22 protein-coding genes are annotated in these 25729 nt (G+C 45.0%); 5 read left to right on the top strand and 17 right to left on the bottom strand.

The genetic code is table 11. The features are described from left to right. Positions 1–152: 152 nt before the first annotated feature. The gene (locus ACUTVW_RS10400; protein ID WP_445645874.1) at positions 153–1772 is read left to right on the top strand and encodes an alkaline phosphatase; all 1620 of its coding nucleotides are present in this window, start codon (positions 153–155) and stop codon (positions 1770–1772) included. 147 nt (positions 1773–1919) lie between these two features. Here ACUTVW_RS10400 and ACUTVW_RS10395 read toward each other — a convergent pair whose 3' ends face one another. Beyond that, the gene (locus tag ACUTVW_RS10395; protein WP_445645720.1) at positions 1920–4607 is read right to left on the bottom strand and encodes an endo-1,4-beta-xylanase; all 2688 of its coding nucleotides are present in this window, start codon (positions 4605–4607) and stop codon (positions 1920–1922) included. A gap of 157 nt (positions 4608–4764) precedes the next feature. Between ACUTVW_RS10395 and ACUTVW_RS10390 the strand changes: the two genes are divergently transcribed. After that, positions 4765–5139 carry a VOC family protein gene (locus ACUTVW_RS10390; RefSeq protein ID WP_445645719.1) on the top strand — a complete coding sequence of 125 codons (375 nt, stop codon included), beginning with the start codon at positions 4765–4767 and terminating at the stop codon, positions 5137–5139. A gap of 9 nt (positions 5140–5148) precedes the next feature. On the opposite strand, the gene ACUTVW_RS10385 is transcribed toward ACUTVW_RS10390, so the two are convergent. From ACUTVW_RS10385 to ACUTVW_RS10340, 10 genes are all read right to left on the bottom strand, one after another. Next, entirely contained in the window at positions 5149–6375 is a 1227-nt protein-coding gene (locus tag ACUTVW_RS10385; protein WP_445645718.1) for a GNAT family N-acetyltransferase, read from the bottom strand. A 35-nt stretch (positions 6376–6410) separates the two neighbouring features. Further along, a complete protein-coding gene (locus ACUTVW_RS10380; RefSeq protein WP_445645717.1) occupies positions 6411–6878 on the bottom strand; it encodes a hypothetical protein in 468 nt (155 codons plus the stop codon). Between the two features lie 6 nt (positions 6879–6884). Further along, on the bottom strand, positions 6885–7583 hold the full coding sequence (locus ACUTVW_RS10375; protein ID WP_445645716.1) for a DUF4274 domain-containing protein: 699 nt from the start codon (positions 7581–7583) through the stop codon (positions 6885–6887). A 291-nt stretch (positions 7584–7874) separates the two neighbouring features. Further along, the gene (locus tag ACUTVW_RS10370; RefSeq protein ID WP_445645715.1) at positions 7875–9353 is read right to left on the bottom strand and encodes a methyl-accepting chemotaxis protein; all 1479 of its coding nucleotides are present in this window, start codon (positions 9351–9353) and stop codon (positions 7875–7877) included. 314 nt (positions 9354–9667) lie between these two features. Then, a complete protein-coding gene (locus ACUTVW_RS10365) occupies positions 9668–10711 on the bottom strand; it encodes a pectate lyase family protein (RefSeq protein WP_445645714.1) in 1044 nt (347 codons plus the stop codon). A gap of 195 nt (positions 10712–10906) precedes the next feature. Continuing rightward, positions 10907–12085, bottom strand: coding sequence for a DUF4179 domain-containing protein (locus ACUTVW_RS10360; RefSeq protein ID WP_445645713.1), 1179 nt, complete (start codon positions 12083–12085; stop codon positions 10907–10909). Next, a complete protein-coding gene (locus ACUTVW_RS10355) occupies positions 12075–12548 on the bottom strand; it encodes a sigma-70 family RNA polymerase sigma factor (RefSeq protein WP_445645873.1) in 474 nt (157 codons plus the stop codon). Before ACUTVW_RS10355 ends, ACUTVW_RS10360 begins: the two co-directional genes overlap by 11 nt. Positions 12549–12747: 199 nt before the next feature. Next, positions 12748–13077, bottom strand: a complete 330-nt coding sequence (locus tag ACUTVW_RS10350; RefSeq protein WP_445645712.1) for a hypothetical protein — start codon at positions 13075–13077, stop codon at positions 12748–12750. Between the two features lie 23 nt (positions 13078–13100). Next, positions 13101–13793: a hypothetical protein gene (locus tag ACUTVW_RS10345; protein ID WP_445645711.1), complete on the bottom strand. Its 693-nt coding sequence runs from the start codon at positions 13791–13793 to the stop codon at positions 13101–13103. 48 nt (positions 13794–13841) lie between these two features. Further along, positions 13842–14306, bottom strand: coding sequence for a DUF6386 family protein (locus ACUTVW_RS10340; RefSeq protein ID WP_445645710.1), 465 nt, complete (start codon positions 14304–14306; stop codon positions 13842–13844). 153 nt (positions 14307–14459) lie between these two features. On the opposite strand from ACUTVW_RS10340, the gene ACUTVW_RS10335 reads away from it, so the two are divergent. Continuing rightward, positions 14460–14837, top strand: a complete 378-nt coding sequence (locus ACUTVW_RS10335) for a PilZ domain-containing protein (protein ID WP_445645709.1) — start codon at positions 14460–14462, stop codon at positions 14835–14837. A gap of 162 nt (positions 14838–14999) precedes the next feature. Here ACUTVW_RS10335 and ACUTVW_RS10330 read toward each other — a convergent pair whose 3' ends face one another. From ACUTVW_RS10330 to ACUTVW_RS10305, 6 genes are all read right to left on the bottom strand, one after another. Beyond that, positions 15000–16907, bottom strand: a complete 1908-nt coding sequence (locus ACUTVW_RS10330) for a beta-glucoside-specific PTS transporter subunit IIABC (protein ID WP_445645708.1) — start codon at positions 16905–16907, stop codon at positions 15000–15002. 128 nt (positions 16908–17035) lie between these two features. Then, positions 17036–17887, bottom strand: coding sequence for a BglG family transcription antiterminator LicT (gene licT / locus ACUTVW_RS10325; RefSeq protein ID WP_445645707.1), 852 nt, complete (start codon positions 17885–17887; stop codon positions 17036–17038). A gap of 230 nt (positions 17888–18117) precedes the next feature. Next, positions 18118–19542: a glycoside hydrolase family 1 protein gene (locus tag ACUTVW_RS10320; protein ID WP_445645706.1), complete on the bottom strand. Its 1425-nt coding sequence runs from the start codon at positions 19540–19542 to the stop codon at positions 18118–18120. A gap of 77 nt (positions 19543–19619) precedes the next feature. Then, complete coding sequence (locus ACUTVW_RS10315; protein ID WP_445645705.1) at positions 19620–21299, bottom strand: S-layer homology domain-containing protein; 1680 nt, start codon at positions 21297–21299, stop codon at positions 19620–19622. Positions 21300–21479: 180 nt separating this feature from the next. Further along, complete coding sequence (locus ACUTVW_RS10310) at positions 21480–22937, bottom strand: glycoside hydrolase family 1 protein (protein ID WP_445645704.1); 1458 nt, start codon at positions 22935–22937, stop codon at positions 21480–21482. A gap of 332 nt (positions 22938–23269) precedes the next feature. Beyond that, positions 23270–23563, bottom strand: coding sequence for an antitoxin Xre/MbcA/ParS toxin-binding domain-containing protein (locus tag ACUTVW_RS10305; RefSeq protein WP_445645703.1), 294 nt, complete (start codon positions 23561–23563; stop codon positions 23270–23272). A 147-nt stretch (positions 23564–23710) separates the two neighbouring features. Here ACUTVW_RS10305 and ACUTVW_RS10300 point away from each other — a divergent pair, with 147 nt between their 5' ends. Both ACUTVW_RS10300 and ACUTVW_RS10295 read left to right on the top strand, forming a co-directional pair. Continuing rightward, positions 23711–24775: a suppressor of fused domain protein gene (locus tag ACUTVW_RS10300; protein ID WP_445645702.1), complete on the top strand. Its 1065-nt coding sequence runs from the start codon at positions 23711–23713 to the stop codon at positions 24773–24775. A gap of 162 nt (positions 24776–24937) precedes the next feature. Then, positions 24938–25717: a hypothetical protein gene (locus ACUTVW_RS10295; protein WP_445645701.1), complete on the top strand. Its 780-nt coding sequence runs from the start codon at positions 24938–24940 to the stop codon at positions 25715–25717. Positions 25718–25729: the final 12 nt, after the last annotated feature.

Genomic DNA, 25729 nt, shown 5'->3' with positions numbered 1-25729 from the left:
AAGCTTTGACTTATAATCGTAATTTTTACAATTAATTAACCTAAAGCAGACGTTCTTTTAGCAATTGCCCTATACACTGGGTTCTAGATAAACTATACATATTTATTAGGAGGATGTTCATGTTAAATCGCTTTAATGCTCGTGCAGCCAAAATGATGCTCGCGGTCACCACCATTGTTACGGCTACGCTGGGAGGCACTAGCGCAGCCTGGGCTGTGGAAGACGGTACTTCAACAACTTCTGCTTCACCGATCAAAAATGTAATCATTATTATTCCTGACGGTATGGCTAATGATGCCACTGCACTGGCTCGTTGGTACAAAGGCTCGTCCCTGACCATTGATTCCATGGCAAGCGGTATGGTGCGTACACACTCCGCGGATGCGCCGATTGCGGACTCGGCTCCTGCAGGAACAGCCTTTGCCACAGGACATAAATCTCATACCGGTTTTGTCGGTGTATTGCCGGATAAGGCCACCATGCCTGGACAAAAACCGATTGCAAAAGGGGACGAAAGAAAACCTGTTGCTTCCATATTGGAAGCTTCCAAACTTGCGGGTAAAGCAACGGGGATTGTAGCTACATCCGAAATTATGCATGCTACACCGGCAGACTTCTCTGCCCATTATCCTGACCGTAAAAACTACGACGCACTCAGCAAACAACAGGTCTTCAACGGCATCGATGTTGTACTGGGCGGCGGCAGTAAATATCTGGAACCCGCTGGTCGCAAAGATGGTAACAATCTCATTGCCTCCATCAAAGCACTCGGCTACGATTATGTAACTACACCTGCGGCGATGAAAGCATCTACTTCCAACAAACTGTGGGGCATGTTCTCTCCAGCAGGAATGTCATACAACATGGATCGTAATCCTGCCAAGCAGCCAAGTCTGGCGCAGATGACATCCAAAGCGATTGAAGTGCTCTCCAAAAACGAGGACGGCTTCTTCCTGATGGTCGAAGGCAGCAAGGTAGACTGGGCTGCTCATGCCAATGATCCGATTGGGATTATCAGCGACGTGCTTGCTTTTGATGATGCTGTAAAAGTAGCAATGGATTTCGCTAAAGCGGACGGACAAACCGCCGTTGTTGCTGTAACTGACCATCAGAACGGTGGACTTACGATCGGTAATGCAGCTACAACAAGCACGTATGACAAAGAACCTTTGTCCACGTTTATCGGGCCACTGAAGAAGGCCAAGCTGACAGGTGAAGGCGTCGAGGCAAAGCTGGATGCGAAACGTACCAACATCAAAGCAGTGATGAAACAATATTATGGTATTTCGGATCTGACTTCCGAAGAGGTTGCTGCCATTAAAGCCGCCGAGCCAGGTAGCCTGAACTATGTGGTAGGCCCAATGATCAGTAAGCGTGCCGGTATCGGCTGGACAACAGGTGGACACACGGGCGGAGACGTTGTACTTTATACGTATGCCCCTAACAATGATCGTCCATTCGGTGTTATTGACAACACGGATGTAGCCAAATACATGGCACGCGTACTCAATCTTGATCTGGACAGTGTTAGCAAGCAATTGTTCGTACCTGCCAAGCAGGCGTTTACAGCTAAAGGTGCAACGTACAAACTGGACCTGACGGATGTTAAAAATCCGAAGATTCTCGTAGCGAAAGGCAACACCAAACTTGAATTGCAAATCTACAAAAATATCGCACTTGTGAACGGCAAAAAGACAGCACTTGAAGGCGTAATTGTGTATAACGGCGTAGAGGCTTTTGTACCACAAGGCGCTGTGAATCTGATCCAATAAAATCGGCTTATCCCAAAAATCCAAAGACCAAAACCCCCAAACACTCGCGAGATCATCTCGCAAAGTTTGGGGGTTGCTGTGTTGATTAATGAATGACTACTCCTTGTTGCCTATCATTCTTAGCCTAGTCCATGGTCATTCACTGGTTTATTTTGAAAACGTCAGAATGCCATACTGGGAAGTGTTCTTCCAACTATCATTGGTGCGATCATTCCATTTCGCTGTGCTCTTGTTGTTATTTCCTTGATTATCATTAATTTGAAGCTCAAATCCCATCACTTGACCTGCCTTCGGCACGAGGGATTGGAATCTGATCTTGGCCTCCACCTGGTACCCCTTGGCCGTTTTCTTCACAGCACTTTCAAGACGCGCGGGTGAGGCACTGCCTGCAAACGTAGCCACGTTATCTGCACTGATTCGGAACTGGGCATCATCATACTGAAAGAAAGGCGTGCGCTGATGATTTTCATCCAGGAAAATCTCGACCGAGTCCTGATCCCACGGATCGGTGGCGTTGGTTATAATTTGCGGATCTGTGACATCAATGAACAGATATAGATCCTGACCAGACCACATCGCACGAGCCTCAGCTGATGCTCCCCCGCTCTGATTCAGTGGTGTAATACGGAATGGAGTAACCTTATTCCATTTTGCATCTTTCTCACCATCTATCGTTACTGTTCCTTGCAGCGCTTTTGCAGACTTAGGCATACCTGCAAACTGAATAACGCCATATTTGCTTGTGTCTTGATCTTGGGATAATGTGCGATCATTCCAATACAGAACCTGCTGCCCTTCTGAACTGTTATTCCCACCGTCCGTCACCCGCACATCGAGGCCAACTTCACGTGCAAGTGCCCCTTGTGCATTCGTTAATGGTATGGATACTTCAACCTGATATCCGCCGGCCGCTTCACGAACGCGATAGTTCTTCGCTCCAGTTACTTTGCCTGCACGGGTTATCGTGATATGTCGATCATCTGCCTCATAGACGGGGGTTTTGCCATTGTTCAAATCAACGAACAGCTCCACCTTGTCCTTCGAGTGTTTCGTTGTATCCTTCACATCAACCAGGACATACAGATTATTGTTATCCCATAGCGTACGGAAGGACGCTGTGCCTGAATTGCCTTTTAATGCTGTAGAAACAGCCTTGTTCCATAGAGGATCTTGGGTAGCTGCCTTCGTATTCGGTGTACCGGACAAGGTAACCGCACGCTGCGTCAGTACAGGCAGACTTGATTCGTCAGCTAACCCCCAATAGGCCGGTTTGGATTGCAGATTTGAGTCAAACAAAAATGCCTGATTGTTATAGGATTTCTCATCTTGAAGACCCCATAAGGTCACAGATGAGATGACATCGCTATGCTTTTGATACAGGTCAAACAGCTCTTTGTAACGATAGGCCTGCTTCACCGCCACGTCCTGAGGCAGCTCCTCGCCATAAGGAATACCACTGTCCACATCCAGCTCGGTAATCTGGATATCCAGTCCTAGACCGGCAAACAGATTAATTGTTTTCTCAATTTCGTCAATTGGCGGAGATTCGAGATTATAGTGGGATTGCAGGCCCACACCATCAATCAGTCCTTTTTCCTTCAACCGTTTAACCAGCTGATACATATGCTCTCTTTTTTCAGGAATTTCCGTGTAATACTCGTTATAGTATAATTTCGCATCCGGGTCAGCTGCCCGGGCGAATTCAAACGTTTTCTCGACATAATCCGGGCCGATCAGCTCGTAGAACGGGCTTTTGCGCATGCCGTTCGCATCCCCGTTACTGTCCGCAATCGCTTCGTTCACGACATCCCAAGCGTAGATTTTGCCTTTATATCGTTTCATGACCGTATCCACGTAGTTCTGAACCCGACTAAGCAGCAGGTCTCGGCTTGCCGGATTGCCCTGATCATCCTTGAACATCCACTCCGCTGCATCAACATGCCAGAGCAAGGCATGTCCACGTAAACCCATCTGGTGTTGCTGTGCAAAGTCCACATATTCATCTGAAGCTTTAAAATCATACACATCTTTGGATGGGGAGACAAACTTCGGTTTCATCTCATATGTTGCCGTCAAGCTGTTGAAATGTTTGGATAACAGTTGACCATAAGCCCCTTCAAGCTGCCAGCGATACACAGCGGCGCCTATAGGGAACTCGCTCTGGTACAGATCCTGCAAGGAAGGAATATCGGTCTCAATAGCGAGTGGTGCAGCTTCCTCAATCGTTACATCATCCACATAAAATGATAAAGTATCTACCGTATCATCGGAGATATAAGGTGTTTCAATAAAAAAGTTCAGCTCCTCAGGGTTATCGCTGTATTGGTACGTGGCCGTAACCTTATGCCATTGTTGCCAGTCATCTTTGGGAATCGTGACCTTGTCCAGCATGTTCCAGCTCTCTGCCCCATTCTTCTTGTAAGCTGTTAGCTGAATCGTCTGATCTGTAGTAGGTTTCTCCGTTAGCTTGACATAAAACGAGATGTTATACGTAGAATTAGGCTTCAACAGACTTTTCATTTTCAGCATCGGCCCATGAAAGGAGCGCTGACGGTTTGTTACCAGCATACTCCGAGTTCCTTGATGCGCTGCCTGCTGTGAAACCGTCATATTCTCGCTGCCAACACGCGGAAGCCAGCCTTGAAGTGTTCCATCCTCAAAATCGGTATTGAGCACTTTAAGGTTCTGCTGCGAAACCGCTGTAGCTCCAGGGCTTACCCCCTGCTCGATCTGCTGCTCTTGCGCAAAAGCGGCCTGCTGGAAAGGGACCATCGTCATTACCATCATCGTTGCCAGCAGGGTTGAACTCATTTTTTTTATTGTCTTCGTCTTCATTTCATTCCTCCTCTCAATTTAACTTGTATTATACACTTCGAAATAACGCTTACATATATATTTTTGTAAATTTTTTCAATAAAATCAGGTAAAGCGGCTTTCTTCTTGTATAATAAACATAAACCGACATGGAGCAAAACAGAAGGAGAGAATAAGTATGTTAATCAAACTAAATTGGATTACATTGCGCGTGCGTAATCTGGAAGCCTCAGTTCATTTCTACCACCATGTGCTCGGGCTTACCGTGCAGCGCAGATTCGAAAGCCGTGGACGGCAGATTGCTATGCTCGGTCTGGGTGAGAAGAGCGAGACCTCACTAGAACTAATCGAAGGTAGTGAGCAGGTACTACAGCCTGAGGCTGGTATCTCCATTGGTTACGAAGTAACGTCACTTGAAGCAGCTATGGAGCGTCTGGCCAAGATGAACATTCCCATCCTACGCGAACCTGTGCAGCCGAACCCACGTCTGCGTTTTATGTACATTGCAGACCCAGATGGTTTTGAAGTGCAGCTTGCTGAGCATCTGGAATAGAACTTTACATTACAGCTTCATGCGGCGCATAAGTGGCACGCCTATGCTGTTCAACAATCGGTCTAGTAATGCCCAGCACCACCGTCTGCGGAATGAGAGATGCCGGTCATATACTGCGGAGTATTCAAAATCCGCTATCGCGCCGCGATTCCGTTTGAACTGCGCTGCACCAGCACTCTCATGCAACAACATGCCGTTGTTACGGGCTTGTTCAATCAGACAAGCGGACAACATGCGATACAGACCGACAGACTGGGGAACATCTGTATCATAGCCGAACAACGGCGTGGTCATCACCCCATTGCGGCAGAAGTAACCCATCACTGCATCCAATCGCCCTTCCTTGCGCAAGCCATGCAGACTTAATATGCCGTTCGCTCTAGCTGTAGCAATAAAATGCTCACTGAATTGCGGATTGTCATAGGAGTACTTTTCCAGATACAACATCCGGTACAGTTCCACAATTCGCGGGATATCCGCTTCCGTAATATCTGCACCAGACACCAGCTCATAACCATGCTTACCCAGTAGTACCTGATCCCGTTTGAGCAACCAGCGCGACTTGGCATTGCCGAAATTCGGATCATCCGCCTGATAGAGATAAATCTGCCTGCTCGGTATACAGCGGCATTCCGCTTCCTGAAGCCCTGTTATCAGGTTCGTGTGAAGTTTGGAACTCAAAGAACGGAAGATCACCGTATGTTGCGGATAACGCTCCCTTATTGCTGTCAAGATATGTATTGCCTGCTCGCTAGTCATGGCAGGATACAGGTTAGTTGAAAACAGCCAGTTGTTCACATGTACAACTTTGTTGATCCGGGATTTTTTCATACCCCAGCCAATGAAAGTGAGCAACAGGGAAAGTCCTTTTTCCAACACCGGCTTCTGTAGCATAGTCAGTTCCTGCTTCGCATACCGCACATAATGGGTATACGGCGAACAGACATAAGCGTTATTATATTCCTCTTCATTCACGGTCACTGGCAACACAAGATTGTCAATCCGGGCAAGGAGCAACGTGGTGTTCACGTTAGTCATGTATTCTGTCGTCCCGAGCGTCATCATCGGCTCCAGGTAAGCCTGTGCGTATCTTGCATCCTCGGTATCAGGCCAATCCATGTTATGAATTGAATGTCGATCATACAACCGGACTTGCCCACCGACATCTTTAACCCCTTCCTCTTTCATCTGGTACGCGTTGCTATCAAATTCGTCTTCCCCATCATGTTTCTTCAATCTCCGATTCCTCCACGGTGTGCATCATATTCACATTAACTTTGCTCATGAACGTTCTCTGATTGGGTTACGAATTCAGCAATCCGCTCTCCCGGCTGCAGATTTGGTCGATTATAGTAATATACCGTGCCGAAATGATACGTCATTTGCTTCGCAACGATATAAAATCGCTGTTGTTCGAATTCATTTTCCAGGCAAAAGACTGTGCCATTTCGTTCATAGCCGTACATAACGGAATTTAACTGAGCGATCTCTTCTTCAGTGGCAAGCCGAAACAACTCCACGTTAAATATCGTCCCGGGACAAAGGAGAAATTCTACCTCAGTAAACGTAATCTCCACATTGTGATAATATGAAAAATCAAAACTGCCTGCCAGTACCAACTGCTGCCTCTGCTTTTGTACAGGCTCAGTCATGTAAAAATGCTCGATATTTCCCGCCTTCAGTTCCTGTTGCAGCTGCTCCAGCTTGGTATTCTGCTCATGGAGGGAGTCATGCACCATTCCGAATCAGTCCTTTCTAGTCAAAAATGCTGCGAGTTGTCGATACTTAGGCCCATCTACTCTTCTGTTCACTTCTTCCAGATCCATCTCCAGCCAGTAATTCGCCTCCATCAATTCAACCATATCCAGCCTTGTAATCTCGGCACATTTCGGATGCTCAGCTGCTGCAACCATCGGTTCGGGACTATCATCCCAATTAAAACCATTCACCACTGCGTGTACCAACACTTCTGAATCCAACATTCGAACTTTCTCACAGGCTGCGCCGGAAGACTCCTCGTAAATAATATCATCAACAATCTGCTGCTCCTCAGTTGTCAATATCAAACGTATGGCTCCAGGTGTATCCAGCAGCATATCGGCCATGTTCGGGTTGTGCTCTCTTGCCAGGTTCCAGGCTGTTGCCATGATACCCTTCGGGGAATCCAGTTTTGCACCCTGTTCAAGTAATAGACTGATCGCTTGGGGCTGCTTGAACCTTACCGCTTTTTTCAAAGCCGTATCTCCCCGTTTATCTTCCAATTCCAGATCCGGCCCGGCTTTGAGCAAACAGCGAATGCCTTCAAGCGGGGTACGATTGGTCAAAAAAATCATAAGCGGTGTTCGTCCGCGGTCATCCCGTTCATTAACATCCAATGACGATGAAGCAATAACTTCACATAGGTGCTCTATTTCTTTGATTTTACTGATCTCTGTCCAATTCAAGTTGATCTCTCCTTGACTTTTTTGCTATTCCGGCCCTTGGCCCCACACTTCAGAGGCGTTTCACCGACATCTTCTATACCTCTACTCTATCTAAAAAAATGTGGAGCTACAAGGGACCTATGAACGTCAAAAAAGGCCCGTGCAGCGCATAATTATGCACGGACGGACCTATTTGGATCAACTTCATCTGAAAGGTTATACTGCCTGCGAAAAGAACATCATGACTTAGGCTAGGCAGATATGACCGCAGTCTGAACTGTCCATCATTGTAGTAAGAGTAGTCTTATCTTCCTAAGATTCGTTGTCTGGTCTCGAAGAATGATGATCCGATACAAGCTCACTCAGATTGATGATGAGTTTCTCCAGTTCAGTAAAGCTTACCACCATATTTTGCGTCAGATTACGCTGTTCTTCCATGCTTGCAAGAATCTCTTCGGTTGCGGCACTCGATTGTTCTGTCACACTGGAAATCTCGGACACCTCATTGACCACTCTAGTCGAGGCTTCCTTCATCGTTGCTGAACTCGTTTCGATTTCTGTAGCCTGAATAAGCACATTTTGTGAATTTTTATTAATGGATTGGAATACGTTCTCTGTCGTCTGAACACTTTCTGTTCCACGTTGCAACAACAGACGAATACCTTCGAATCTGCTTGTTAATGCCTGCGTTTGTGCTCTCAGCCCAGTGAGAATCGAGGTGATCTCATTCGCCGATTGACCTGAGCTTTCAGCCAACTTGCGAACTTCCTCCGAAACGACGGCGAACCCACGTCCATGTTCACCCGCACGTGCTGCTTCAATAGCTGCATTTAGCGCAAGCAGATTGGTTTGAGTGGCGATATCGGAGATACTGTTCAGCATCATTGTCATCGATTCACTTTGATCATTGAATTTCTTCATATCATCAGCTGTCATGTTAATCGTCTGATACAATTCACGCATCTGTATGTTCAAATGATCCATTTGTGCACTGCCGGTCTGTGTGCTTGAAGCCATGCTTGCAGATAGTTCTTTCATCTGTTCGGAATAGGATGCCACATCTTTAATATGCCGGTCAGAGAGGGATAAAGATTCGGAGATATCCGCAATGCTAGTTGCCTGGAATTCGACACCCCTGGCAACTTCGCTGAATCCAACCGTCACTTCATTGGTGATGGCACCCGTCTCATCCACTTTTTGTTTTAATTGTTCCGTATAGCGGGACAGCCCTGTAACAGCATCTTTGACACGTTCCAGCATCACTTCCACTCGTGTACGGGATTCCTCTACCTGCATCCCCCGTGCTTCACTATCCATAAACAATCGTTTGTTTACCCTGGATACGGTGATCATAATAATTCCGGTTACGATATACATACTGAAATTAATCAAGTCAGCAAAGAGCAACTGAATGCTCGCCGATGATACAAGAACGAGTTGAACGGAAAAAAAGGCAAGCATCACCGAAAAGGCAATATTATAGTGCTTGCTATTCGGATACAGTAATAGCGGCGAAACGATAAGAATACCTTGTACTGCATTCATCGCGTCACGGCTTACATAGATTCCACTGGCAATGACCGCTACGGTCACAAACCATGGAATAATATGAATACCCTTTTTCATAAAATTGCATACCGTAACCGCTAAAGTAACCACAACCGAGAGTAGCGTGGACAACCATAGATCAGGAACAATAATCGTGATCCCCGCACTGATGGCCGTTATGGCCCACATCATGTAGCTTACTAATTTGTTTCTCTGCCAAGTGATCTCATCGATACGATTCATGCTTACCCCGTCCTTTATGTAAGTTAAAAAATTTAACATATGTAGGCCGCTGTAAGTTTATTCTTAGTCCATAGTCCTGCTTATACGTAGTTCTGTAACCTCTGCGCCCTTTAGCATAGTACATATTAACTTCATAAACGTGCAGTCAGCGCCACTTTATGTATATCGGTAATTTATGTCTAAAATTAATATATGTTAAGAAAATATTATCTCCCTCACTCGTGAGTAGAAAATAAAGAGCCTGCTTATGCGTAGATACGCATAAAGCAGACTCTGCTACTCATTGTTATAAAAGATTCACAGACTTCCGCTTGTTACTTGCCAAACACCAGCGTTGTATTCGATGATCCGGCATATTTCGTAACAAATTCACGTGCATAGCTGGCACTTTCGACCTGATAACTATAGTTATTGCTTGGTCTCCAGTTGGTTTTTGGAGAAACCGGACTATTCAGAGCAGGTGTGCTACCTTTATCCGTAAATTCTCCCTTGCCTTTGTCATCCAGAATGCCACCTTTTTCAGCCCCTGCGCCAAAGTAGTTGTTTTCAGAATAAATCCGTGCTTTCTCACCAATAGTAATCGCTTGGTTGAAGTTATTGGCGTAATTGTTTTTGATGTGGAAGAAACCATAACGCATAAGTCCAGGACCGCGTACATACAAGTTTTCGAAATAGTTGTTGGACATCGTCACATGAGGCACACCGTTATAGCTGCTGTTGCCGTCATTCGGGTGTCCTAGAATAATGCCATATTTGTGATTCGCAAATTTGGAGTTACTAATCGTGATATAATCTGCGCGGTCACCGATATACAGGAGCTTATCCAGATCACTGCCCCCAGAACTATAGTTATGACCCGAGAAGGTAACATGATCGATCCAGTAGTTGGAGCCGGAAGTAATGTACATCTGAATATCATCGTTGGCATTGATGTTCGCAGAGTGATTAAACGTCAGATTTTGAAAGATCACATTGCTTGATCCCGAAGTGGATCTGAAGTGAATGTTCGTTAATGTATGTCTGTCAAAAGAACCTACCAATGTTTTGTTGGAACCGAATTCAACTTTTTGCAAGCTGGATGAAGAAATATTTTGTTCCACGACGACAATTTTGGCTGTAGAGCCTGCCATGTGTGTTCTCAGATCATTCAGATTACTGACATACACGACCTGACCGTTCCTGCCTCCTGTCGTCGCCGCCTTGGATACACCGTTCTCATTCTTCGCATTACCTGCAAAACCAGTCAAACCATTTGTGCCCGTGTTGGGAAAGTTAGCCGCACCATATGTAGCCGGGGCTGTTGAAACCGTTAACAACAATAAAGTGACTGCGAGTAAAAGTAATGAAAACTTCTTCAAAATATCACCATCCTTTGTAATTTGTCCCTTCAAACAACTCGATTATAGCTTGTAACCTGCATTGTGACAATACCATCATTGCAAAAAGACAACAATTTTATCTTTTGTGCAACAGCAGGTCACGTATAGTGAAAAACAGAAAGATGAGATTAGCTCACACTTAACCCGTGAACATCTCATCTATTTTTCATACGTCTATTTAATTTTGATTTCAAACTGATCCTTCGCAGCATCCTTTAAAGTGTCGTAGATTTTACCGGGTTTTCCTTGCATCTTCAATATAATCGATTGGGGTTTATCAAGAAAATTACTACTGAACGAATAAACCATGCCATTCCCCGTTCCTCTGCCTCCATTCCTAGATAAGGTTGTCTTCTCCCCTTTTTTGGAGATCGTTACCATCTCAAACGGCTGAATGATATCGCTAATGAACGACTCCTTCTCATAGTCAAGCTTTTGTTTGGGATTATAATCAACCCTTACCTGTGTAACTAGCGGCGAAATTTCCATGTCTGCAATCAACACTTCGTACTCTCCAAACTTGAACGTTTGATTAACAGGAATGATTTCCGTTTTAGGGATTGAAAATTTCGGGTCTAATGCAACGACAACATTCATTTTTTTAGAAAATTCGTACTTTCGTTCCTGCGAATTCTCCCCCTGCTGCTCCTGCTCTTTTTCTTTTCCCTTCCCTTTTCCATCCTTGGGGAGATCAGGAACGACAGAGGAAAGCTGAAATTCAAAATTTAATTTTTCCGGAAGCGGCTTACTGCGACTTCGGTCAAATGTGGTTCGGCCTCGAAGAATATGATTCTCATCTGTGAAACGTATACCGTTAATGCTACCATTATCAATCACGTATCCTGTGGATGCATCCATTAATTTCGTGTTCTCTATGGAATATACACCATTTGATGTATCCGTCCGGGCTGAGTATAAGAGAATAATTCGATTCTCATCCGCCATCAACGCATCCACCGTAAATGTGTATTTCCCCATCGTCACCGTCTGATCTACACGCTGAACATAATTATGGTTAAAGGCTGAGGTAAGGGTAGCACTCTCCTGATCTGTGCGCATCAATTCACGAAAAGGCTCCAGCTTCCCCCAATGGACATCAGGTTCGGAAGAGGTCACCCGTTGCTGCCCGAGGTCTCCGAGTGATGAGAACAGAATACTCGCCACGGCAAGTGATACAGCGCATAGCCCCGTGATCCATTTTAACCGTCTACGTTTACTTGATCTAGTCGCTCTTGCTTCCGCCAAGCCGCGTTGTATGGCAACAGTCGTATCCGCCGAATCCAATTCGCTGCGTTTCTTGTTAACCTCATATGCATCGGCCAGCAATGCTTTTTCCTCCGGGCTAGTGGTCATGCCAATCCCTCCTGTTCTTCATCAGCTTTCGTAATTGTTCAAGCCCCTTATGCTGCCATGTCTTGACCGTGCCTTCCGGCTTGCCAAGTATTGAAGCAATATCTGTAAGTGTCATATCGTTGTAGTACTTGAGCAATAATACATGCCGATACTTCGGTTTTATTTTCAGCAAAAGAGACTGCATGGCTATACGATTATCTCGGGCACTAATCATCCACGAAGACGGGATATTTTGCTCCATGCTCTCATCCGGCTGAGGTATAGTTCGCTTGCGGCGGCGCTGTTCGTCAATACACACATAAATCAAAATTCGAATAATCCATGATTTAAATGCCTTTTCATTTTTTAGCGTACGACGTTTAATCCAGGCCCTGCAGGTCATCTCTTGTATTGCTTCCAGCGCATCCTGCCGATTGCGCAAATAGCTATAAGCTATGGATAACAACGTATCTTGATGCTCCATAATGGTATAAATAAACGTTGATTCATCGTGCACATGGATCCAGTTCATCTGCTTCATCCCTGTCTCGCTATCCACCCTTTTCCCCTCCTTCTCTCTCTGTGATATAAGACGGATGAACCGACCAAACCGTTTTCATTATTTTTTGAATGAAAAAAAGCTCCCTATCTATAGATAGGAGCTGCTATTCCTACACTCGTAATCATAATTCGAACCATTCGAATACTCCCGGATACTGATTCGTTACACCCTCCATCTGTTGTTTCCAGATTTGTCCTCCCTCCCCCCAGATATGGAACAGGCAATAGATGTATCGTTCACCATCCGCCACTTCATCCAGACCTTTCGCTTCCTCCAAACCTACCTCCAAAGCAATTGGCCAGGATGCATCGTCACGCAAAAGACTAAAACCATCGGTGTGTTGCTCCAAACTGTACATCCTGCTGTACGTAAGTGAAGCTGCCAGTCGTTGCATAATTTCAGGCAACATGTTGTGCTCCTTCGTTCTAATTCCGTACTCCCAGCCCATCATGCGTCCCCTCCCTCAAACGTTGCTTAATCCGCTCCGCCTCGCTGCACAGTGTATCCAGATTGCATCAGTTCATCCAGGCCAGACGACACGTCACGCTTCGGATTTATTCTTCGAATTAGGTCAGCACTAATCGGTGCATCACTGTATACTTCAGTCACAGCCGTCAAAGACATATCTTGCATATCATAGTAATCTTCAGCCCAATCGATATATGCTTCTGGTGTTTCCTTGATATAACCAAGCAGAAATGCCACTCCACCCTCAGCATCCGATTCGTCCTCTTCGGTCATTGCAAGCTCAATCCAACGGCCTGCCTTCCAATCCAGATTGTGCCCTTCCTGCCAGATACAGAAGGTGACATCTTCCCGATCCAGCGCTTCCTCTTGTTGACCTAAAATACGTTTGAACTCCTCTGGCACCTCGTCGTACATTGCAGGATAAATTTTGCCGTCCTCTCGGTTATGCGGACTGAGCGGAGATTCATGATCAAATCCTTTGATTAATGTACCTCTATTCGTAAACAATACATGCAGGTGATCCCCTGCACCGTTATGCACAGTTCCCCATGCTGTATCTGGCTGGAGAACATTATTTTGATAACGATGTACGCGGAGCCAGGCCTCTTCAGACATCATAATATCAAGTGCCGCAAGTACCCTTATTCTTTGGCGCAAAGTAGCTGCATCCATGATGGGCGTACCCGTCCAATGTTGCATATACATCTCTCCTAATAATATGTAAGTTTGTTCATCCATATCATCTCACTATATCCGTATCACATCGTGTAACCTGTTCTTCCCCCGATCACCAGGCTGAATCGTAACCGATATCTGATTTTCCTTTTTAAATACAGTGCAAGCATAATTTCCAGAGTTTAGTTGTAAAAAGATCCCTTGAGATAATTCATCCGGCTCCAGTTCACCGCCACTGACATTATCAGCAGCACCCAAATACACTTTGCCCGAAGGGACTTGCAGATAATAAGTCATACTTTTCTCCGCTCGTGCCTCTGTTTCGTCGTAAGCAGCTTCTCTCACAATCCATTGCACATCATACGTTCCGTCCTCGCCCAGATTCAGAAACAGACAATGGCCTGCATTGACCTCCTCCAATTCATCCTCCGGAATCGACCACCAGTCAGGCGTGTCCTGAAGACGATGTTCCAGTGACGCCAGATCATAACAGCACATTGTGGCTGTATCTGTATCCATTCGAAATGTTCCTTGCATGCTCATCCATCCTCTCTTTCTTACATTATAACAAGCACAGTCCACACATAAAATCGAACTCTCGAACCATCTCCGCTGCGGTACTCTTCATTTCTGGTTCATAACTGACGATATAACGATAACGGAATTTTTTTGAATTTGATGGAGGAATCTATGCCAATTAATAATAGGAAAGAACCTTTTCGTTATACCCTGAAGGAACCTATGCACTTCGAAATATACATTTTGAGCATTAATGGCATGGATGGCCCTCCTAAGCCCATTCAAGCCGAATTGCGTGATATCAGCCGCTCCGGCTGTCAGCTTGCTTTCCCACTGTCCCTGCCTGTAGAATATAACGATATACGCATCGGCATCAACCTGAAGCTGTTTGAAGACTTGTTATATATTGAAGGCACACTTCGCTGGGGGATGGAACATAACACGGTATGGCGTTATGGCGTGCAACTGGAAGTTGAAAAAGAAGCTCAGGATCGCCTGTCCCGGGAAATGCGCATGCTCGCAGGACAAGGCAAAATTATCGTCAAATAACGCTAAATCTTATATTGCTCAGAATAGAAGATAATTTAATTAAAATTGTTACAGACCGGTAGAATGTACATCAGGAATTAATGCATATTCTTCAGTAAAAACCAAAAAAGCAGCCGCTTTCCTTGAGACATTCCAGGAAAGCGGCTGCTTTTTTTATATTGATTATGCTTTTGCCGTGAACAACAGTTCTTGTTCCTTAACCGTTGTGCGACCAGCAGACTCAATAGAAGCATATTGATGCATATTGGTTATGATTACCGGTGTGATTGTAGTATATCCGGCTTTTTCGATCTCTTCGCGGTCAAACTCCATCAAGACATCACCTACGGAAACTTTGGTTCCTGCCTGAACTTTAGGAGAGAAGAATTGACCTTTCAGCTTCACCGTATCAATCCCGATGTGAATCAGCATTTCTGCACCCGTATCACTTACGAGTCCGATCGCATGTCCACTCTTCGAGAGGGAGAACACGGTACCGTTGATTGGAGATACTGCACGACCTTCAGTCGGCTGAATTGCAAAACCTTTACCCATAATTTCCTCAGAAAACGCAGGGTCAGGAACATCACTAAGTGGTCTCACTTCACCCGTGATCGGGCTGAATACTTGCTCGTCCTGTGCTTTCGTTTCTTCCGTTACAACTGGAGCCGTCGTTGTTGCTGGCTCTGCAGTTTCTGTAGAAGCTGAAGTTGCAGCCGCTTGTGGAGCATCCTCTTCTTGGAATCCAAGGATATAAGTCAGCACCGCTGCAGCTACGATAGCAATCACGCCGCCCACCAGTGCAAACAGTAGTGTACTGATTGCTGGACTAATAAATGCTGCAATGCTTGGTAGACCTGCAAGTCCTGTAATTACATATGATCTTACATTAAAGATACCCATAAACGCACCAGCAACAGCTCCCCCAATAAGGGCTGCAATAAATGGTTTTTTGAACTTCATGTTAATCCCGTACATGGCTGGTTCTGTAATACCCATTACTGCTGTAAGACCTGTGGAATAGGCCAAAGATTTTGTTTTACTGTTTTTCGATCTTAAACCTACACCAAATGCTGCGCCGCCTTGTGCAAGGTTAGCTGCAAACATCAGCGGAATGATAAAGTCGTAACCCAATGTTGTCATAGAACCAACTACGATTGGTAACAAAGCATAGTGCATACCCGTAATGATTAACAGTGACATTGTACCGCCAATCAGAATACTCGCAAAGATGGACATGTTCTCGAACAACCATGAGATACCACCGGACAAGCCATTACCAAGTACTGTACCCAACGGTCCAACCGTCATCAATGTTACAGGAACCATGATTAAAAGTGTTACTGTCGGAACAACCAGAAGCTTCAGCGAAGCGTGTGTAATCCGATCGATCGCTTTCTCCACATATGAAGCAATCCAGACTGCAAGAATAATTGGAATTACGGTTGATGAGTAACTTGCCGCAATAACCTTAATTCCGATGAATGTGGTGTCCCCTGCAGCCAGAAGTGCCGTAATCGTCGGGTGCATGATACCGGCTGCAAGTGCTGCAGCGATAAACATGTTACTGCCCAGTTTACGTGCTGCACTAATCGCTAAGATGATAGGCAGGAAGTAGAAAGCACCATCACCAATTGCAGATAGAATTGTGTATGTCGAGCTTTTATCAGATAACCATCCCACAGCTACGAGGATAGCTACGATCCCTTTAATCATACCCGCACCCGTGATTGCCGGCAGGATTGGTGTGAATACGCCTGAAATGAAGTCAAACAGGGCACTTATCACATTTTTCTTTTGCTTTTCTCCGCTAGCCGCACCTGACGATGCATCTGCGTTCGGGGATTTGGACATGTTGCCTACTAAAGCGTTGTACACCACAGGTACATCGTTACCGATGATCACCTGAAACTGACCGCCGTTTTCCATGACACCCATAACGCCCGGTGTATTTTTCAGCGTCGCTTTGTCTGCTTTTTTGTTGTCATTCAAGTTAAATCTGAGTCTTGTCATACAGTGGGTCACTTGATCAATGTTCTCTTCGCCACCAACAAGCTTCAGAATATCTTTGGACAATTGTTGTTTATCCATTGTGTTTTGCTCCTTTTATGTGTATTGAAGGTTTAAAAAAAACCTAAACACTGAACAATGACAAAGCATAATAGCTTATCATCATTCAACGTTTAGGTTTTGCCTTTTTTGCAGTAACAATCCCAAATTTATTCGATTGTTTGTTCATTTCGGACAATACGTTCGATATGAATCGTGAGATACAACACTTCTTCCTTCGATAAGACGCGATTATATATTTTACGTGTATAATCGTTAATCTTGACTGCACAAGCATGTGCTTCCGGATATTGTTTGCTCACCAGATCATGAAGCGGATTATCCTCTTCCTTGTCTTCAATCGCTGTACCTTGTAATACGCGTTGAGCAAAGAACTTTAAATGGGTCAGGAATCGATAATAACTCAGTGAATCTTCGTCGAGTTCAATTACGAAACTGCGCCGAACGATGTTCAGAATATCCTTCACGATATTCGTAATACTGATCGTCTCTCTCATCTCGCCATTCATCTGAGCGTTAACCAGATGCATAGTGATGAATGCACATTCGTCCTCGGGAAGCAGAACACCCAGCGTCTCTTCAATAATCTGCAATGCCTTGAGACCGATCGCATATTCCTTGCGGTACATACGCTTGATTTCCCAAAACAACGCATTACGAATCTGTAATCCTTGACGATGCCGGTCAATCGCAAAATGGATATGATCCGTCAGTGAAATGTAGATGCTTTCATGAAGCTTCTCACTTAGTACCGTCTCGGCATAGCGAATAATTTCATCCGAGCACTCCATATATTCAACCGGAATATCGGACAGAAGCGTCTTTAATTTCTGGGATACTTCCTTGCTTTCGAGCGAAAATATCTTTTCAACGAGACTCTCGTCTATTGATTCACCTGTATGCTTTTTGAAGGCAATTCCACGTCCCATAACGACCAGTTCGTTACCTCCCGGGTCAATTACAGTGACTACATTGTTGTTGAGTACCTTCTCAATTTTCATTTCTTCACATCACCTTGCACCGTCAAAGTAGTAAAAGGCAAAACCAAAACAGGACGAAAAAAATTCCTGCCTCTGGTTTTGCCTGATTGAACAGTAACAATCCAGTATTCATTAGCCTTGGGCCTATCTTACCATATTAAATCGCTTGTGACAATGTTTTTCTGAAAGCGGTTAATGTGCGTCAATGCGATATAAAATGCACTCATATAACAAGGTCTTTGGAATCAGGACTATGCGTTATTGTTTTTGAGACTTGCGCCATTCGTACTAATAACTTCTTTATACCAGTGGAAGGATTTTTTCTTGTAACGTTCCAGCGTGCCGGAACCGTCATTGTTGCGGTCCACATAGATGAAACCGTAACGTTTCTTCATCTCTGCCGTAGATGCACTTACCAAGTCAATGCAGCCCCAAGACGTGTACCCCATCACTTCGACACCGTCTTCAAGTGCTTCTCCAACTTGCACCAAGTGGTCATTCAAGTATTGAATCCGGTAGTCATCTTGGACTGTTTTATTGCCGTTCTCATCCGTAATCAACTCATCGACGGCACCCAGACCATTTTCGACAATAAACAACGGTTTTTGATAACGGTCCCAGTATTTATTGAGGGTTACACGCAATCCCTGAGGGTCGATCTGCCAGCCCCATTCACTCGCTTTCAAGTACGGGTTTTGCACGCCTGCAAACAGGTTTCCTTTGCCCTCTTTACGTTTTTCCGGATCACCGGTCTCACAGATACTTACATAATAGCTGAAGGAAATGAAATCTACGGTATGTTTGAGTATTTCCGCATCCCCATCTTCGAACTTAATGTTGATGTTATTCGCCTTAAAATAACGATTAATGTATTTCGGATAATAACCACGTGCATGGATATCGGCAAAAATATCATTACGTTGCTCTGCGTGCATCGCTGCAACCACATCATCTGGATTCGGTGTGAGCGGATACGTTGGCATGCTCAGTACCATACAGCCAATCTTCGCTTCTGGCATAATCTCATGACCGAGTTTAACAGCAAGCGCACTGGCTACCAATTCATGATGGATCGCTTGGTACAGATCCTGCTTGGACAATTCAGATTTCGGTGTATAGATACCACCGCTCATGAACGGTTCTTCCAGAATGGAGTTGATCTCATTAAACGTCAACCAGTATTTCACTTTGCCTTTGAAACGGTTAAACAGCACCGTAACATAGCGTTCATAAAACTCGATCATTTTACGATTAACCCAGCCATCATACGTTTTGGACAAATGCAGCGGTGTCTCGTAGTGAGAGATGGTTACTAGAGGTTCGATACCGTATTTGTGGCACTCATCGAACAGATCATCATAGAATTGCAGACCTTTTTCGTTCGGCTCCAGTTCGTCACCTTTAGGGAAAATACGGGACCAAGCAATGGATGTACGGAACACCTTAAAGCCCATCTCGGCAAACAGTTTAACATCCTCTTTGTAGCGATTGTAAAAATCAATGCCGATCAATTTCAGATTATCTTCAGTAGGGCCTTCTGTTCTTGGTGTTGTAATACCATGTGGCATAACATCTTGTACAGACAAACCTTTGCCATCGGCATTATACGCTCCCTCAAGCTGGTTGGCCGCTACTGCGCCGCCCCATAGGAAATTCTTCGGAAATGGTGTAGTCATTTGCGTTCATCCTCTCCGTTCAGCTGTAAATAAATAGTTCAACTTAAATAGAATTTATTTTCTATCCGTTCCAAGCTTTATTTTGTGCCCACTTGCTCTAGTCGCTGCATGATTTGCTCAAGCTGTGAACCTGTCACAGTTTGCGTCATATCAAACTTGCCTTTGCTCACACCTGTTATTACATTTGCACGGGCGCTATTCTGAATCGCTTCATATGCCCAGTGTTTACTGTTGACGTCTCCGAACTTAAGCTCTGCCGAATCAGTTGCAGGCTTCCAGTCTTTACGGGCCAAAATATGATCCACAATCATTGCCATCTGCGCACGTGTAACTTGGCTATCTGGAGCAAACATTTGATTGCCGATGCCTTTCATCAGTCCCGCCTTGGTCACCTTCGCAATGGCTTGAGCCGCCCAGTCCGGAGCGCTGTCCACATAAGAATATGTTTCAGTTACTGCTGGAAGTTGCAGAGCATCAGCTAGAACGACTGCGATCTGCGCACGAGTTACAGGTTCCGTAGGTTGTACGCCTTTCTCTGATGAGGGACCTTTCTGCTCTCCAGCTGTGTCTTTATGAAGTTTGAACAGACTTGCGATAACCTCTTTATTATTGAAGGCAGGTACCCAAGACCAGTGTTTCAAGCCACCGTAGAATCTGTGGCTATCCATATAAGTATCATCATATAAGGTCAAATGCACCTTCTTGGCTCCCATTTCAGTCAGCGCCTGGTAAGCGAGTGAGCTGGTACGACTGTCTGTCGTTGGATCATTTTGGGCATGCATAATCCACATTGGCACATCAACAATACCTTTGAGTTCTTGCTTGAATGCGTCAACGGAACCTGTATAATCCGCAACGGTATCTTTGGCCGCAACAATCATAGCTCCAGCAAATAGGTCAGGATACTGCGTCAGGAAACGAAATGCACCACCGCCGCCACTGGATACACCCGACAGATAAATCCGCTCAGGATCTACTTCACCTTCGGCAACCAGCTTTTGGATCAACTCATATTGAGCATCAAAATAGGCCTGCATAATGGGTAACTGCTCTGCGTTGTTGTAAATTTTGAAGCTGTAATTCTCAGGATATTGCACGGCCAATACAGAAGTATCATACCCCGATTCGGTCCAGACTACCGCACCGCGATTCGCGGTCAGATGATTACGCCCGTCTGTTCCAACTTCACCACCGCCGTGAAGCCATACCATAAGCGGCTTCGCTTCCTTGGAAGGACTGCGTTTCAGGTTATAGGTCAGCGTTACACCGTTGCTGGCTGTAAATTGTGCTTTTTCAAACTCATCCACGGTACGTGTCTTCACCTGATTTACAGTTTTTTTATCAAAAGAAAGCTCTGGATACGTTTTATTGGTTACGGCAAACTCGGATTTCAGACCTCCAGGATATTTGAAAGGTTTCACGGTCATGTGGATCGTATGATCCTTCATGGACAACGTGATGCCATCGTCTTCGTAATTGTCTTGCACAATTTCTCCTGAAGCATTTAACGGATAACCGTCATAATTCCCTGTAATATCGAAGTCCGATGCCTTCAGATTTTTGTATTTCTCCGCGTCTGCAACCGTAATGTCGAACGATTCGACCATCTCTCCCGGATCACCAACATACGTATTTGCCTGAATCTGCGACACTTGTGCGCTTTCTGCACCTGTTGTCCCAGGCCAGATCACACTCAGACTTAGCGTTAATGCTAACATACAAGAAACATGTTTAATGCCTTGATTCCACTTCTTCAAAAGAACCCCTCCAGCTCATATGATGTTATGATTCCAAAGTAAAAAGCGGACAAACGCCAACCAAAAGGGGTGTATGAAGCGAAAGCTCATATCACACTTTAAAGTCAGGTTTTGCCCGCTCCTGTACGGTAACAATCCTAAGAATGTCATCACTGAATTTCCGATCTTTATTTCAGGTGTTTACAGTTGCTCACCATTGCTTGCAATGACGTTCTTATACCAATCAAACGAATCTTTCTTGGAGCGTGCAAGTGTTCCGTTGCCTTCGTCATCGAGATCAACGTAGATAAAACCGTAACGTTTGGACATCTCGGACGTCGACATGCTCACAAGGTCAATCGGACCCCATGCGGTAAAACCGATCAGTTCAACCCCATCTTTGATAGCCTCTTTCATCTGCTCGATGTGCTTTTTGAGGTAATCTACACGGTATGAGTCATGGATGGAACCATCCTCTTCCACTTTGTCATACGCACCCAGACCATTCTCAACGATAAAGAGTGGCTTCTGATAACGATCCCAGAAGTTGTTCAACGTTACACGCAGACCAATCGGGTCGATCTCCCAGCCCCAGTCAGACGCTTCCAGATAAGGGTTTTTCACGCCGCCTGTCAAGTTACCTGCTGTTTCAGCCGCATCCGCAGAAGCCGATTTGGTCACGGACATGTAATAACTGAAGGAGATGAAATCAACCGTATTGTTCAACAAAATCTCGTCATCGCCTGCTTCTTTTTGAATCACAATGTTATTCTCATCGAAATAACGCGCCATGTAGTTCGGGTATTTACCACGAGCATGCATGTCCGTGAAGAAGAGGTTAAGCTGATTCTCATGCTGAGCCAGTTGAACATCTACCGGATTACAAGTCGCTGGATATGTTTCCATACGTGCAAGCATACAGCCCACTTGGGAGCCAGGCATAATCTCATGCGCAAGTTTGGTTACCAGTGCACTTGCTACAAATTGATGATGCAAAGCTTGATACGTTGTTTGCAACTTATTGTCCACTTTATCAATCAAAATACCGCCGCCAGTGTACGGACTGAACACCATCACATTAATCTCGTTAAATGTCAGCCAGTATTTCACTTTGTTTTTGTAACGATTAAATACCGTCTCTGCGTAGCGTACGTAGTGACCAATCACTTCACGACCCGCCCAGCCGTTATATTTTTGCGTCAAACCCAGCGGAGTCTCATAGTGAGACAGCGTAACGAGTGGTTCAATGCCGTATTTATGCAATTCATCAAATACTTCATCATAGAATTTCAGACCTGCTTCATTCGGCTCTTGATCATAACCGTTCGGGAAAATACGCGCCCAGTGGATCGACAGACGGAATACTTTGAAGCCCATCTCAGCAAACAGGGCAATATCTTCTCTAAAATGATGGTAGAAATCAATACCAAAACGTTTCGGGAAACGTTCTTCAATTTTGCCAGAAAGAATCTCTTCGATTCGGGAAGAGGAAATTTCCATGGCATGTCCACCCGTACGCTTTTCTTTTGGCACATGAGCAATCATGTCCGCTGTAGAAAGACCTTTGCCGTCCTTATCAAATGCGCCCTCCAATTGGTTTGCAGCTGTAGCGCCGCCCCACAGGAAGTTTTCAGGGAATCCTTTTTTTGCCGTGGTCATTATAACAACCTCTTTTCGAAATAGTTTTTGGTTTTTCCATACCTAAGAGCAGCTTAAAACAGGGCAGAAAACAAGAAAAACCTAAACTCAGGGTAAAATGGCTCCGGAAAAAAGGGCCTACATTTCACCATCAGTTTAGGTTTTGCCTGTCTGCACAGTTACAATCCATCAAAAGATGTTATAACATATTCTGTTGTTTTGCTCTTGTGATGTAAGCGTAACATATTCATTTTATAAAATCAAATTCATCAAAAGCATGCGGTCCCGATCCTCTTTGACCTCACCTAACAACTGATTTTTTAATGAATAACATCTTATTTCTAATATCAATTCTAACGTGGCATTCGCAGGATCGCCGCTCTGAGCGCATCGGCTCCTTGCTCCGTTTCCAGATAACTTGCAGGACTTTGGTCCCCCAGAGCTGGAACCTTTTTATCTATCCATTTCAACGCAGAGTCTTTCATTTCACACAAAAGCACCCGGCTTATATCTTCCGGAATTCCTTTTAATCTTGCCGCTTCTTTCCATTCATTGGGTAATGTAGCGTACCATTCATCAAATAGTATGACGAACGAATCCCAATGCTCCTGTTTAAATGCAGACAAATACATATCTTGCATACTCATGTAACATTTCTCCTTCTCTTTAGGATATGTAACTCCCTGGTCCTATCTCAGAGAATTCATCCTTAAGCCGCTTGCAGCCTCTGTTGTAATTAGTAGACTTAATTTTAAATGATTTTCAGGGAGAGAACAATCAGGGAGGAATTCAACATGACGCAAGAAGAAAATACATCCGGCTGGGATGCCATTGACCAAGCCATGCGGCAACTGTACGGAGAACAGGAACCTAAACATTATGGCACGGCCATTCCTTACATGCTTGGCGGCCCGGATCCTTTGGATGGCATCAGTGTCTATGCTGCGGATACGCCGATGCCTCACTGGCATTTTGTAACGTACGGTTTCTCGGAACTTTATGACAAAGAATCGGATGATGCCTCCAGAAGCGGATATGGTTTTGAACTTACGTTTCGCCTTACACGCTGTGAAACTGAATTAGAGCCACCAGCATGGGCACTCAATCTGCTACAAAATATGGCGAGATATGTCTTTAACAGTGGCAATCTGTTTCAGCCTGGAGATTATCTGGATGCAAACGGCCCGATCTGCCTGAACTCCGATACACTGCTAACTGCACTTGCCTTTATAGAAGATCCAGATCTGTCTGAACTCCGTACACCGAATGGCTCCGTTCAATTTATTCAAATGGTCGGCATGACCTGCCGGGAGCTGGAGATGATTCAGAGCTGGAATACCCGCAGTTTTCTGTCTTCCTGTGAAAGCTATATGCCCAAGTATGTAACGGATCTAATGAGAAATTCCTACGCAGATATCCCTTCAGTGATCAAGGCGACTGAGCTCGGCATTGAGGAAGACGGTTCAAGCACGGCATTTTTATTTATACAACAACTGAACTGGGAGTCTCCGCGCAAAAAGCTGTTACAGAAGAACATGCCCGCCAAGCTTCAGCTTGGAGCCAAACAGACAACCCTCTTGAGCAGTATCCTGCGCAGTCGAATCGCCAAAAAGGCAACGTTGTCGTTGATCGGGCCAGATGTCAATATCGTCTTGGAAGCCGGAGATCAGCCATCTCTGTTAGAAGCAGATCGGGAAGTTAGGTTGACAGTGAATCTACAAGCGGTAGAAGAGATTGCATCGAAACTCCGCCCGCAAGCCGGTTCCTTTGAGGTTACTTCACTGGACAAGCTTCAGATTGAGATTTTGCCAACACATATTAAAGATCAAGAAGGTAACGTGATCAAAACGATCGGATAATAACGCAGGTCCAGCACAGTAGCTGTTTCAAGATCTAACCAATTGTCTTATTTATAGTAGGTCCCTGTAGTTTCCTATAGGTGGAAATAAAGAACGCATGTACTACAATTTTGATGCGCACAACAAAGAGAGAGAACAACACACACATCTCAGGAGGTTATTATGTCTATTACTAAAAAAACATCTGTATTCGCTATGCTCATTATGATGATGCTTGTAGTCGCTGCCTGCGGGGACAAAGCGGATAACAATGCAAAATCAAACGAGTCTGCTACTACTGAAACATCCACAGGCGCAGATGCTGGCACAGCCAAAACCGATGCTACCGGCAAAACGGAAACATCCGGCGAAGACAGTAAAGAGAACGACAACACATCCAAAGTAGAGCTGGGAACCACACAAAAAGGCTCCTATACCAATGACTATTTTGGCGTATCGCTGAAATTCCCGGAGACATGGGAGGTTCAAGATGCAGAGGGCATGAACCAACTGACAAGTGCTTCCTCAGAAGCGATTGCCGGTGACGATGAAAAGAAGAAAAAGCAGATGGAACTGTCTCAGACCAAAACATTGAACCTGCTCATGGCTTCTCAATATCCGCTGGATGGCGGTCAAGTGGGTCCTTCTGCAATGGCAATTGCCGAGAAAGTCAGCTTGCTGCAAGGTATCCTTACAGGGAAGGACTACTTGAAAGCAACCAAGAAGTTCATGGAGGATAGTAACTTCCCTTATGAGTATAAGGACTTTACAACGGAAACCATCGGTGGTAAACAGATGGATCTGATGCAGATCACGATGGATGCAGGGAACGGGACCACAATCACCCAAGAGTACTACAGCACCATTAAAGAAGGTTATGCGTTCAACTTTATCTTCACATATCTTGATGATCAAACCAAGGCCGAGATCGACAACATTAAAAAGTCGGTTCAATTCAAATAAAACCAAAACCCC

The organism is Paenibacillus sp. TSA_86.1, from assembly GCF_052691815.1.
The sequence above is the reverse complement of the archived record's forward strand: the minus strand, read 5'-3'. Positions and strand labels throughout refer to the sequence as shown.

What these genes read in the sequence shown, in the direction of transcription:
- ACUTVW_RS10400 (WP_445645874.1), top strand. Translation starts at nt 153, where the DNA reads ATGATGCTCGCGGTCACCACCATTGTTACGGCTACGCTGGGAGGCACT.
- ACUTVW_RS10395 (WP_445645720.1), bottom strand. Translation starts at nt 4,607, where the DNA reads ATGAAGACGAAGACAATAAAAAAAATGAGTTCAACCCTGCTGGCAACG.
- ACUTVW_RS10390 (WP_445645719.1), top strand. Translation starts at nt 4,765, where the DNA reads ATGTTAATCAAACTAAATTGGATTACATTGCGCGTGCGTAATCTGGAA.
- ACUTVW_RS10380 (WP_445645717.1), bottom strand. Translation starts at nt 6,878, where the DNA reads ATGGTGCATGACTCCCTCCATGAGCAGAATACCAAGCTGGAGCAGCTG.
- ACUTVW_RS10370 (WP_445645715.1), bottom strand. Translation starts at nt 9,353, where the DNA reads ATGAATCGTATCGATGAGATCACTTGGCAGAGAAACAAATTAGTAAGC.
- ACUTVW_RS10360 (WP_445645713.1), bottom strand. Translation starts at nt 12,085, where the DNA reads ATGACCACTAGCCCGGAGGAAAAAGCATTGCTGGCCGATGCATATGAG.
- ACUTVW_RS10355 (WP_445645873.1), bottom strand. Translation starts at nt 12,548, where the DNA reads ATGGAGCATCAAGATACGTTGTTATCCATAGCTTATAGCTATTTGCGC.
- ACUTVW_RS10350 (WP_445645712.1), bottom strand. Translation starts at nt 13,077, where the DNA reads ATGATGGGCTGGGAGTACGGAATTAGAACGAAGGAGCACAACATGTTG.
- ACUTVW_RS10345 (WP_445645711.1), bottom strand. Translation starts at nt 13,793, where the DNA reads ATGCAACATTGGACGGGTACGCCCATCATGGATGCAGCTACTTTGCGC.
- ACUTVW_RS10340 (WP_445645710.1), bottom strand. Translation starts at nt 14,306, where the DNA reads ATGCAAGGAACATTTCGAATGGATACAGATACAGCCACAATGTGCTGT.
- ACUTVW_RS10335 (WP_445645709.1), top strand. Translation starts at nt 14,460, where the DNA reads ATGCCAATTAATAATAGGAAAGAACCTTTTCGTTATACCCTGAAGGAA.
- ACUTVW_RS10330 (WP_445645708.1), bottom strand. Translation starts at nt 16,907, where the DNA reads ATGGATAAACAACAATTGTCCAAAGATATTCTGAAGCTTGTTGGTGGC.
- licT (WP_445645707.1), bottom strand. Translation starts at nt 17,887, where the DNA reads ATGAAAATTGAGAAGGTACTCAACAACAATGTAGTCACTGTAATTGAC.
- ACUTVW_RS10320 (WP_445645706.1), bottom strand. Translation starts at nt 19,542, where the DNA reads ATGACTACACCATTTCCGAAGAATTTCCTATGGGGCGGCGCAGTAGCG.
- ACUTVW_RS10310 (WP_445645704.1), bottom strand. Translation starts at nt 22,937, where the DNA reads ATGACCACGGCAAAAAAAGGATTCCCTGAAAACTTCCTGTGGGGCGGC.
- ACUTVW_RS10305 (WP_445645703.1), bottom strand. Translation starts at nt 23,563, where the DNA reads ATGAGTATGCAAGATATGTATTTGTCTGCATTTAAACAGGAGCATTGG.
- ACUTVW_RS10300 (WP_445645702.1), top strand. Translation starts at nt 23,711, where the DNA reads ATGACGCAAGAAGAAAATACATCCGGCTGGGATGCCATTGACCAAGCC.
- ACUTVW_RS10295 (WP_445645701.1), top strand. Translation starts at nt 24,938, where the DNA reads ATGTCTATTACTAAAAAAACATCTGTATTCGCTATGCTCATTATGATG.